This window comes from Amycolatopsis sp. NPDC041971 (assembly GCF_055588925.1).
This window is the reverse complement of the sequence record NZ_JBVJCE010000010.1, coordinates 116,042-123,020: the sequence shown is the minus strand read 5'-3', so window position 1 is coordinate 123,020 and position 6,979 is coordinate 116,042. Positions and strand designations below refer to the sequence as shown.

The window sequence follows — 6,979 nt, the reverse complement described above, 5'->3', positions numbered from 1 at the left end:
GGGGTGCGGGGGGTGGTTGTGTGGCTGTGCGCTCTCCCCCTCCCCCTCCCCCCCCCCCCCCCCCCCCCCCCCCCCCCCCCCCCCCCCCACCACCTGGACCGAACGACCACTCGCCCCTCCCCCTCACAAGGAGGATTCGATGCTGCAGGGAGCGCTGGCAGGCCTGGCCGCCGGCGGACTGTACGCGGTGTTGGCGGTCTGCCTGACGCTGATGTCGCACCTGGTGCGGGTGGTGAACTTCGCCCAGTCCGCCACCGGGATGGTCGGCTGTTACGTGGCGGTGTTCCTGTCCGTCCACGCGGGACTGCCGACGTGGCTCGCCACGGTGGCGGGGATCCTGCTCGGCGGGCTGCTCAGCGCGCTGCTCGGCTGGATCGTGTCCACCTGGCTCGCCGAGGCGGACACCGGCACCCGCTCGGCGGTCACCGTGGCGGTGCTGCTCCTGCTGATCTCGTTGTCGTTCATCCTGTTCGGCAACAAACCGCAGCCGTTCCACCCGATCCTCGACGGACCGGCGGCCACCGTCGGCGGCGTGGTGATCAGCCAGGTCACCGTGGTCACCGTCGCGCTGGCGGTGCTGGTGGCGGTGGCCAGCCGGATCGTCCTGAGCCGGACCTCGGCGGGGGTCCAGCTCAGGGCGCTGTCGGAACGTCCGACGACGGCGGAACTGCTGGGCATCCCGGCGAAACGGCTCAGCGTCGCGGTCTGGGCGGTCACCGGCGTGGTCAGCACGCTGGTCATTTCGATCGTGGCGCCGTCGCAGTCCAACGACGCGACTTCGCTGGCGATGCTGGTGGTCCCCGCGGCCGCGGCGGCCCTGCTCGGCGGGTTCCGCCGTCTCGACCTCGCCGTCGCGGGCGGCCTCGGCCTCGGCCTGGTCCAGGGTGCGGCGGCGCAGGTCGACGGACTTTCGGTGGTGCGGTATTTCCTGCCGTTCGCAGTGATCGTCGCGCTGCTGCTCTGGTCGCAACGCAAGGAGGTGTGGGATGCGGCTCGCTGAACGAGGGATGCCGTTCGTCGTCGCGTTGGTGGCGATCGCGGCGGGCTACGGTCTGAGCGTCGGGCTCGACGGGTATTTCGTGTACCTCGGCATGAGCGCCGTCGTCGCCGGGATCTCGTTGCTCGGGCTGGGCGTGGTCACCGGGAGCGCGGGCATGATCTCCCTGTGCCAGCTCACCTTCGGCGCGGTCGGCGCCTGGACGGTGTCCGCGCTGAACGAGGCGCAGGCTCCGGGCGGGTTCCTCACCTGGCTGCTGCTCGGCGGGCTCGCCGCCGGGCTGGTCGGGGTGCTCGTCGGTCTCCCGGCGTTGCGGCTGCGCGGGATCAACCTCGCCGTCGTCACACTGGGACTCGCCGCCGCGGCCGACCTAGCGCTGGTGCAGCTCCAGTTCCCCGGCGTCGCCGGCGGGATCTCGGTCGAGCGGCCCGACGCCTTCTCCGACGACCGGTCCTACTTCCAGCTCGCGATCGTGGTGCTGGTGCTGTGCTGCCTGGCCGTGTACTTCCTGCGCCGCGGGCGCTGGGGCAGCGCCTGGCAGGCGGTGGCGTTCTCCGAACGCGGCACGGCCGCCGCGGGGACGAGCGTGCGGATGTCGAAACTGACCGCGTTCGCGGTGAGCGCCACCCTCGGCGGGATCAGCGGTGGCCTGCTCACCGGTCAGGTCGGGCTCGCCTTCCCGGCCAGTTTCACCGCGATCCAGTCGCTGGCGCTGTACGTGCTGGCGATCATGTCGGGCGCGCATCTGATCGACATGGCCGTGTTCGGCGCGGTGTTGTGGGTCGGTGTACCGGAACTGCTGAAGCGCTGGGGAATCCCGCAGGACTGGGGTTTCGTGGTTTTCGGCGTGCTCGGGGTCCAGGCGCTGGCCAGTGGCGGGAACCTCGGCACCACGGTGCGGAACGTCTGGTACCGGCGGTCCAAGAAGGAACCCGCGAAACTCGACCTCGCCGCCGGGACCGCGGACATCGAGTCCAAGGCGCCCGGCCCGCCGGTGCTCACCGTGCGCGGGCTGAGCGTGAACTTCGGGCACGTCGCCGCATTGTCCTCAGTGGACATATCGGTGCCGGAGCACGGAGTGCTCGGCGTCATCGGGCCGAACGGCGCGGGCAAGTCGACGCTGGTCGACGCGATCAGCGGATTTCTGCCGAACGCCGAAGGCCGGGTCGAACTCGGCGGCGGCCCGCTGACCGGATCGCCGTCGAACCGGGCCCGAGCCGGGTTGCGGCGGACGTTCCAGCAGGATCGGGTCCCGCCTGGGCTGACGGTCGGGGCGTACCTCAAGTTTCTCGCCAGGCGGCGGCTCACCGCCGAGGAGATCGGCGAGGCGCTGGACTTCTTCGGCTGCCCCTCCGCCCGCACTCCACTGTCGCAAGTGGACGTCGGCGCGCGCAGGCTGGTCGAGGTCGTCGGGCATCTGCTGGCGCGGCCGCGTGTCCTGCTCCTCGACGAGCCGGCCGCGGGACTTCCACACGAGGAGCACGTCGCGTTCGGGGAACGGCTGCGGCAGGTTCCCGCCCGGTTCGGGGTGTCGGTGCTGCTCATCGAGCACGACCTCGACCTGGTGCGCTCGGTCTGCGACACGATCACCGTCCTCGACTTCGGCCGCGTCCTCGCTTCCGGCCCGCAGGCCGAGGTGCTCGCGGATCCGGCCGTGCTCAAGGCGTACATGGGTGAAACGGAGCTGTTGTGAACGCTTTGCGGATAGCGGGGCTGACGGTCACCCGCGGCGCCGGACCGGTGATCTCCGGAGTCGACCTGACACTGGAACCGGGCCGGATCACCGCGCTCGTCGGCCCCAACGGCGCCGGGAAGACCAGTCTGCTGGAAGCCGTTTCAGGTGTGGTGCCCGCCTCGGCGGGCACCGTCCACATCGGACCGGACGAGATCACGAAGCAGTCGCGCGTTTCCCGTGCGCGGCGGGGTCTGGCGCATATCGAGCAGGGGCGCGCGGTGTTCGGCGGCCTGACCGTGCTGGAGAATCTGATGCTGACCGCGCGCACCCGCACGCGGGCCGACGAGCTGTTCGAACTGTTCCCCGAACTGGAGAAACGCCGTGACTCACCGGCCGCACTGCTCAGCGGGGGCGAGCAGCAGATGGTGGTGCTCGCCCGCGCTTTCGCCGCGCGGCCGTCGTTCCTGCTGATCGACGAGATGTCGCTGGGACTGGCGCCCGTGGTGTTCACCCGGCTGCTGCCGATGGTGACCCGGTTCGCCGAGGAGGGCGCGGCGATCCTGCTCGTCGAGCAGTTCACGCATCTGGCCCTCGGGGTGGCGAGCGACGCGCTGGTGGTGTCTTCGGGCCGCGTCACCTACGCGGGTTCCGCGCAGGACCTGCTGGACTCCCCCGGCACCCTGCACTCGGCGTACCTCGGCGAATCCTGATCGTTCGGAATTCCGTGAAGGCCTCCTTGAGGGACTCTGGGTCCCTCAAGGAGGCCTTCACGGACAGGTTAGGCGCCTGCGCACTAGGAACCCATGCCCGCCCGTTCGAAGGCCAGCGTCGGCAGATCGACGGCGTGCGCGCCGCCGTCGGCCACGATCACCGCGCCGGTGATGTACGACGACTCCGAAGACCCCAGGAACCGCACGATCGACGCGATCTCCTCGGGTTCGGCGGGACGGCGCAGCGGGACCTCGGCGGTGACCCGCCGGTAGCCCTCGGCGTGCCCGCCGTCGAAGCCCGCGGCCTCCGCGAACTGCTCCATCTCGCCGTCCGCCATCGGGGTGCGCACCCAGCCGGGGCAGACCGCGTTCGCGCGGACGCCCTTCGGCCCGTAGTCGCGGGCGATCGAGCGCGTCAGGCCGATCAGCGCGTGCTTGGCGACGGTGTAGCCGGCGACGTTCGGCCCGGCGAACAGCCCGGCCAGCGACGACACGATGACCACCTGGCCACCGGTTTCGACCAGCGACGGCAGCGTGGCCCGGCAGAACACGAACGCGCTGGAGAGGTTCGAGCGCAGAGCCAGTTCCCATTCCTCGTCGCCGGTGTCGACCACCGAAGACAGACCGTGCCCGCCGGCGTTGGCCACCACGACGTCCAGCCTGCCGAACTCGCCGACGATCTCCGCCGCGGCGGACTCGGCGGCTTCGCGATCGCTGGCGTCACACGCGATGACGCGCGCGCCGGTCTCGACGGCCACCTTCTCCAACGGCTCGCGTCGCCGTCCGAGCACCACCACCTGGGCACCCTCGTCGGCGTACCGGCGGGCCACCGCGGCACCGATACCGGTACCGCCACCCGTGATCGCGACAACCTTCTTCACTTGCGGAGTCCTTTCTAAGCGGGAAAACCGGACCGGGCCGAGACGCCGAAGTCGGCGAGCACGGCCTGGCCGTTGACCGCCCGCGAACGCGCGGACGCGAGATGGAGCACCTGCCAGGCGACTTCTCCAGGAGCCTGCACCGGGAACGCGGGATCGTCGAGCACCTCGCCGAGATCGCCGCGCGCCATCGGGGTGTCGACCACCGAGGGGCAGACACAGTTCACCCGGACGCCGGGAAGATCGACCGCGAGTGCCCTGGTCATCGCGACCACGGCCCCCTTCGAAGCGCAGTACGGCACCATGCCGGGCGCGCTGGTGAACGCCGAGTCGCTGGCCAGCAGCACGACCGAGCCGCCTGACGCCGTGAGCCACGGCGCGGCGTGTTTGACCAGCAGGAACTGGCCGGTGACGTTGACCGCCATGAGCGCGGCGAAGTCCGCCGCCGAGGTTTCGGTGACCGGTGTCCCCACCGGACCGGAGATCCCGGCGCAGCCGACCACGACGTCGAGCCCGCCGAACCGGTCGGCCACGGCGCCGACCGCGGCGGCCACCGACGGCTCGTCGGTCACGTCGGCCTGGACCGCCAGGAGACCGTCGGCGAGGGTGGGCACGGGCGCCCGGTCGAGGGCGCCGACCCGCGCGCCTTCGGCGAGGAAGGCGTCGACGCAGGCAAGGCCGATACCGGACGCCGCGCCGGTCACCAGCACGGCCTTGCCCGCGAGATCCAGTCGCATGACGCCATCCTCCGGTCCGGGCCACGAACGGGCTTGGCCATCAGTGCACCCTTCTTGTCCGCAGCCGCACGGCGGCCTTTTCAGTCGGGGACGGACCGGCAAGACTGCGAAGCATGACCAGGCCGCATCCGCTCGACCCGTTGACCGCCGACGAACTCATCGCGGGCCGCGCGATCCTGGCCGGCGAGGGCCTGCTCACCGAGACCACGCGGTTCCCGGCCGTGCTGCCGGTGGAGCCGGGGAAGGACGACGCCGCCCCCGACCGCCGCGTCCAGTACACGCTGCTGGACACCGCGACCGGCCAGGCGTGCGACGTGGTCGTCTCGTTGGCGAAGCGCGAAGTGGTCTCCAACGACGAATGCGGCGAAGGCCAGCCCGCGTACCTGTTCGAGGAGTACGACCTCGCCGCGTCGATCACCAAGGCGTCGCCGGAATGGCAGGCCGCGATGGAGCGGCGCGGGCTCGGCGACCGGATCGGGCACGCCTTTTGCGCTCCCCTGGCGCCTGGCTTCTTCGGCAGGCCCGATGAGACCGGCCGGGTCATCCGCTCGCTGACCTTCCTGCGCGACGACGAATCCGACAGCCCCTGGGCACATCCGGTCGAAGGCCTGATCGTGCACATCGACCTGACCGGGCAGCGTGTCATCCGGATCGAAGACGAGGGCGACGTGCCCGTCCCGCCGGAGCACGGCCGCTACGACGGTGTCCCGGCCCGCACCACCCTCAAGCCGATCGAGATCACCCAGCCGGAGGGCCCGAGCTTCACCGTCGACGGCAACGAGGTCACCTGGGAGGGCTGGAAACTCCGGGTCGGCTTCAACGCCCGCGAGGGCCTGACACTGCACCGGATCTCGTTCCAGGACCGCTCGGTGCTCCACCGGGCCTCGGTACCCGAGATGGTGGTTCCCTACGGCGACACCGCACCCGGACGGTTCTGGATCAGCTACTTCGACGCGGGCGAGTACCTGCTCGGCAAGAACGGCAACGACCTGCGGCTGGGCTGCGACTGCCTCGGCGTCATCCACTACTTCCCCGCGTTCGTCGCCGACGACCACGGCCATCCGGTCGAGATCCCGCGCGCGATCTGCATGCACGAGGAGGACTACGGGATCCTCTGGAAGCACACGGATCTCGGCGGCCGTGCCGAGGTGCGCCGGTCGCGGCGGCTGGTGATCTCGTCGATCTCCACCATCGGCAACTACGACTACGGCTTCTTCTGGTACCTCTACCTCGACGGCACCGTGGAACTGGAGGCCAAGGCCACCGGCATCGTGTTCGCCGGCGCCGCGCATCCCGGCACGGGACAGCCGCACGCCAACGAGATCGCGCCCGGTCTGTTCGCGCCGGTGCACCAGCACCTGTTCTGCGCGCGGCTGGACGTGGCGATCGACGGCGAACGCAATTCGCTCGTCGAGATCGACGTCGAGCGGGTGGCGATGGGCGAGCGGAATCCGTACGGGAACGCCTTCACCTGGAAGGAGACTCCGCTGCGGACCGAACGGGAGGCGCAGCGGCTCGCGGATCCGGCCAAGGCACGTGTCTGGGAGATCCGCAGCGCGGAACGGACCAACCGGCTCGGCTCGCCGACGGCCTACCAGCTCGTGCCGAGGCCGTCCGCGACTCTGATGGCGCAGCCGGAATCGACCGTCCACCAGCGGGCGACGTTCGCCACCCGTCACCTGTGGGCGACGCCGTACCGGGCGGACGAACGCTTCCCGGCGGGCGACCGGCCGAACGCCCATCCGGGTGGAGCGGGCCTGCCGTCCTGGACCGCCGCCGACCGCGATCTCGTCGACGCCGATCTCGTGCTGTGGCACGTATTCGGCCCGACCCACATCCCGCGTCCGGAGGACTGGCCGGTCATGCCGGTCGACTACTCCGGTTTCTCCTTGCGCCCCTACGGCTTCCTGGACCGCAACCCGGCTCTGGACCTGCCTTCCGGCGCCGCCGGCGATCACTGTTCATCCCACGAGCACTAGGAC

General features: G+C 70.8%; 6 protein-coding genes. 4 read left to right on the top strand and 2 right to left on the bottom strand.

The window, feature by feature from the left end:
• Positions 1 to 139: 139 nt before the first annotated feature.
• The 3 genes from ACZ6DT_RS20750 to ACZ6DT_RS20740 are packed head-to-tail and all read left to right on the top strand — an operon-like array spanning position 140 to position 3,382.
• On the top strand, positions 140 to 1,000 hold the full coding sequence (locus ACZ6DT_RS20750) for an ABC transporter permease subunit (RefSeq protein ID WP_465597490.1): 861 nt from the start codon (positions 140 to 142) through the stop codon (positions 998 to 1,000).
• Complete coding sequence (locus ACZ6DT_RS20745) at positions 987 to 2,690, top strand: branched-chain amino acid ABC transporter ATP-binding protein/permease (protein WP_465597487.1); 1,704 nt, start codon at positions 987 to 989, stop codon at positions 2,688 to 2,690. The genes ACZ6DT_RS20750 and ACZ6DT_RS20745 overlap by 14 nt, the downstream gene beginning before the upstream one ends.
• Positions 2,687 to 3,382, top strand: coding sequence for an ABC transporter ATP-binding protein (locus ACZ6DT_RS20740; RefSeq protein WP_465597484.1), 696 nt, complete (start codon positions 2,687 to 2,689; stop codon positions 3,380 to 3,382). The genes ACZ6DT_RS20745 and ACZ6DT_RS20740 overlap by 4 nt, the downstream gene beginning before the upstream one ends.
• Before the next feature lie 83 nt (positions 3,383 to 3,465).
• Here the strand turns inward: ACZ6DT_RS20740 and ACZ6DT_RS20735 are convergent, their stop codons facing one another.
• Positions 3,466 to 4,263 carry an SDR family NAD(P)-dependent oxidoreductase gene (locus ACZ6DT_RS20735; RefSeq protein ID WP_465597481.1) on the bottom strand — a complete coding sequence of 266 codons (798 nt, stop codon included), beginning with the start codon at positions 4,261 to 4,263 and terminating at the stop codon, positions 3,466 to 3,468.
• A 14-nt stretch (positions 4,264 to 4,277) separates the two neighbouring features.
• Entirely contained in the window at positions 4,278 to 4,997 is a 720-nt protein-coding gene (locus tag ACZ6DT_RS20730; RefSeq protein WP_465597478.1) for an SDR family NAD(P)-dependent oxidoreductase, read from the bottom strand.
• 113 nt (positions 4,998 to 5,110) lie between these two features.
• Between ACZ6DT_RS20730 and ACZ6DT_RS20725 the strand changes: the two genes are divergently transcribed.
• Positions 5,111 to 6,976 (top strand): primary-amine oxidase, encoded by a 1,866-nt coding sequence (locus ACZ6DT_RS20725; protein WP_465597476.1) that lies wholly within the window; start codon positions 5,111 to 5,113, stop codon positions 6,974 to 6,976.
• Positions 6,977 to 6,979 lie beyond the last annotated feature (3 nt).